The following is a 3,832-nucleotide window of genomic DNA, read 5'->3' as shown; positions in this document are numbered from 1 at the left end:
GTGAAATCCGCGGTCGAGGCGGCGCATTCATTCGTGCGTGGTCGATTTCCGGAGCCGCTGGAGAAAACCGATCTCGACGGGGCTGCGCTCGATACCCGTGTGTTTCACACGCTGGTGCGCATGCGGCAAGGCGTGCCGCACATGGAGCGGCGGCCACGCGATCGTGATGAACGACACGGAGGCACCCCGCAAGCCGTTTGCGGGGGAGGGCGGCTACGCTCCATTGAGTTGAAGAACGCGCTCGCGGTTGCGGCAAAATACCGGGCATGCGAACTCGCCGTGCACGCCACGCCACGCGATGCAAACGGCGGCGATTTCATACCTTGACGATGGAGCAACAGATCATGCAGGACAACCGGTACGCGCGGCACGTCTTCGCGTTCAATGGCGACGCGGACGGCCTGTGCGCGCTTCAGCAATTGCGGCTCGCCGAACGCGTGCACGGCACGCTCGTGACCGGCGTGAAGCGCGACATCCGGCTGCTCGAGCGCATCGACGCGGGTGCGGGCGACATCGTCACCGTGCTCGACGTGTCGCACGACCAGAACCGCGACGCGTGCGCGCGGCTGCTGCGCGACGGCGCGACGGTTCGTTACTTCGACCATCACTTTGCCGGCGAGCTGCCCGACCATCCGCGTTTCGACGTGCATATCGACATGGCGGCCGACGTCTGCACGAGCGCGATCGTGAACCGCTATCTCGGCGGCCGGTACGTGCGCTGGGCGATCGTCGCCGCCTATGGCGACGAACTGCCGGCGCTCGGCGACGCGCTGGCGCGCGAGCATGGCGTCGACGAAGCCGAGCGCTGCATGCTCGCCGAACTCGGGCGCTATCTGAACTACAACGCATACGGCGAGTGCGTCGGCGATCTGCATTTCGATCCGGCGACGCTCGCGGACGCGATGCTGCCGTGCATCGATCCGCTCGATTTCGTACGCGACACGGCGGTGTTCGCCGCATTGCGCGACGGTTACCGCGACGACATGGCGCGCGCGTGCGCGCTCGCGCCGCTGCGCGAGGTGCCGGGCGCGACGCTGGTCCGGATGCCCGATCATCCGTGGGCGCGGCGCGCGACCGGCATGCTCGCGAACGAGCGGATGCGCAACGCACCGCATGCAGCGCTCGCGGTGCTGTCGCCGCGCGCGGGCGGCGGGCTGGTCGTCAGCGTGCGCGTGCCCGACGGCCGGCCGATCGGCGCCGACGAGTTCTGCCGCGGCTTCGCGACCGGCGGCGGGCGCAAGCGCGCAGGCGGCATCAATCATCTGCCGGAAGACGAGTTCGACGCATTCGCCGAGCGCTTCGAGGCCGCGTTCCGGCTCGATTGACGCGACGCATCGTCGACCGGATCAGCCGGCCGCACCGGCGAGCACGGTCGGCCCGTCGAGCGGCCGTGGCCTGCCTCGGTGCGTTCGGCGTTGCGTCAGCCGTGCGCGGTGTGCACGAGCCGGTCGACGTATCCCCGACTGAGAAACCTTCCGGGCGTGCTGCCGGTCGGTAGCGCGACTTCCATCGGATTGAAGCGGATCGTGTGCTCGAGCGCGGTGTCGCACGTGGCGTGCCGGCCATGACGGCCGGCGTCGACACCGTGCAGCGCAGCCGCGACAATACGCGTCTCCTTTTGCTTTCGCCATCGAGGTGCCTGCCCGTGTCTGCCAAGCCGTCCGTTGCTCCCGCGATCGTCTGGTTCCGCGACGATCTGCGCGTGACCGATCAGCCCGCGCTGACGCGCGCGGTCGAATCCGGCCGGCCACTCGTCTGCGTGTTCGTCGACGACACGGGCGCCGGCGCCGGGCCCGCGCTCGGCGGCGCGGCGCGCTGGTGGCTGCACGGGTCGCTGGCCGGGCTCGACGCCACGCTCACGCGTCATGGCGGGCGCCTGCTGCTGTTGCGCGGCGACGCGCAGCGGGAGATCGAGCGCGTCGTCGGTGACACGGGCGCGGCAGCCGTGTACTGGAACCGCCGCTATGCGCAGCCGCAGCGCGACGCGGACGCGGCGCTGAAGGCGTCGCTCAAGGCGCGCGGCGTGGCGGTCGAGAGCAGCAACGGCAGCCTGCTGAACGAGCCGTGGGAAGTGCTGACGGGCAGCGGCGGCCCGTACCAGGTGTTCACCGCGTACTGGCGCGCGGCGCGCCGCGATCGCACGGTCGCCGCGCCGCTGCCGGCACCCGAGCGGATCGCGTTCCATCCGTGGCCGCAAGCCGTGCGCGACCGCGCGCTGGCGCTCGATGCACTTGCGTTGCGTCCGCATGCGCCGGACTGGGCCGGCGGCCTGCGCGATGCGTGGCCGGCGCCGGACGAAGCCGGCGCGCTCGCGCGACTCGACACGTTTCTGACGACCTCGCTCGCCGGCTATGCGGATGCGCGCGACCGTCCCGACCGCCCCGCGACGAGCCGGCTGTCGCCGTTCCTGCGTTTCGGCAACGTGTCGCCGCGACAGGTGTGGCATGCGGTGCAGGGCGCCGCGAATGCAGGCGGCGCGGCATATGCGGCGCACGCCGACAAGTTCCTGAGCGAACTCGGCTGGCGCGAATTCAGCTACACGCTGCTGTATCACTTCCCGGCGCTCGCGACCGACAATTTCCGTGCGCAATTCGATGCAATGCCGTGGCGCGACGATCCCGTCGCGTTACGTGCGTGGCAGCGCGGCCGGACCGGCTATCCGCTCGTCGATGCGGGCCTGCGCGAGCTGTGGACGACCGGCTGGATGCACAACCGCGTGCGGATGGTCGTCGCGTCGTTCCTGATCAAGCACCTGCTGATCGACTGGCGCGCGGGCGAAGCATGGTTCCGCGACACGCTGGTCGATGCCGATCCCGCGAACAACGCGGCGAGCTGGCAATGGGTGGCCGGCTGCGGCGCCGACGCCGCGCCGTATTTCCGCATCTTCAATCCGGTCGCGCAGGGGCACAAGTTCGACCCGGACGGCGCGTACGTGCGGCGCTGGGTGCCCGAGCTTGCCGGCCTCGACGACGCGTCGATCCATGCGCCGTGGGAAGCGTCGCCGCTGGCGCTCGAGGCGGCCGGCGTGCGGCTCGGCATCGACTATCCGGCGCCGCTGATCGAGCATGCGGCCGCGCGCGCCCGTGCGCTCGATGCGCTGGCCGCGTTGCCGAAGCGCCGCTGACCGCACGCGCCGGTTTGCCGCATCAATTGCAGAACGCGATGTGCTCGAGCAGCGCGTACGCGACACCCGAATCGAAGTAGGCCGCGCCGCACCACGCGACGAACGCGAGCGTGCCGGCGGCCAGCGCCGCGCGGATCATGCCCATGCCGCATTGCCCGATGCCGGGCGCGCGACGCGCGCGTCGTCGATCGGCAGGTGCAGCAGCGCCGCAAGCACGCCGAGCGCGATCGAGCCGAGCCACAGCGGCATGTACGAGTGCGTCGCGTCGTACACGATTGCACCGAGCCACACGCCGAAGAAGCTGCCGAGCTGGTGCCCGAAGAACACGAAGCCGAACAGCGTCGCGATGTAGCGCACGCCGAACACCTGCGAGATCACGCCGTTCGTCAGCGGCACCGTGCCGAGCCACGTGAACCCCATCACGGCCGCGAACACGTAGACGCTCGCGGGCGACAGCGGCGCGGCGACGAACGCGGCCATCGCGAGCGCGCGCACGAGGTACAGCACCGACAGCACGTACTTGCGCCGCAGCAGCCCGCCGAGATGGCCGCACGCGTAAGTGCCGGCCACGTTGGTCAGCGCGATCAGCGCGAGCGCGACACTCGCGTGGCGAGCCGGCAGTCCGTGGTCGAGCAGGTACGCGGGCAGGTGCGTCGCGATGAACGCGAGCTGGAAGCCGCACGCGAAGAAGCCCGCGTTCAGCAGCCA

General features: G+C 70.5%; 5 protein-coding genes. 3 read left to right on the top strand and 2 right to left on the bottom strand.

Annotated elements, in window-relative coordinates; all coding sequences use genetic code 11:
• The 3 genes from JMF90_RS27850 to JMF90_RS27840 form a co-directional block, all read left to right on the top strand.
• Positions 1–327, top strand: a 327-nt coding sequence (locus JMF90_RS27850; protein WP_201325690.1) for a hypothetical protein, incomplete at its 5' end; no start/stop codon positions are given.
• A gap of 17 nt (positions 328–344) precedes the next feature.
• Positions 345–1,325 (top strand): acetyltransferase, encoded by a 981-nt coding sequence (locus JMF90_RS27845; protein ID WP_200095230.1) that lies wholly within the window; start codon positions 345–347, stop codon positions 1,323–1,325.
• A gap of 320 nt (positions 1,326–1,645) precedes the next feature.
• A complete protein-coding gene (locus JMF90_RS27840; RefSeq protein ID WP_197285589.1) occupies positions 1,646–3,124 on the top strand; it encodes a deoxyribodipyrimidine photo-lyase in 1,479 nt (492 codons plus the stop codon).
• A 22-nt stretch (positions 3,125–3,146) separates the two neighbouring features.
• On the opposite strand, the gene JMF90_RS40625 is transcribed toward JMF90_RS27840, so the two are convergent.
• Positions 3,147–3,269, bottom strand: coding sequence for a hypothetical protein (locus JMF90_RS40625; RefSeq protein WP_054927985.1), 123 nt, complete (start codon positions 3,267–3,269; stop codon positions 3,147–3,149).
• Positions 3,260–3,832: MFS transporter (locus JMF90_RS27835; RefSeq protein ID WP_201325689.1), on the bottom strand; the 573-nt coding region annotated here is incomplete at its 5' end. The genes JMF90_RS40625 and JMF90_RS27835, both read right to left, overlap by 10 nt.

It is taken from the genome of Burkholderia sp. E168m23 (assembly GCF_016586125.1).
Taxonomy (GTDB): Bacteria; Pseudomonadota; Gammaproteobacteria; order Burkholderiales; family Burkholderiaceae; genus Burkholderia; species Burkholderia orbicola.
The sequence above is the reverse complement of the archived record's forward strand: the minus strand, read 5'-3'. Positions and strand labels throughout refer to the sequence as shown.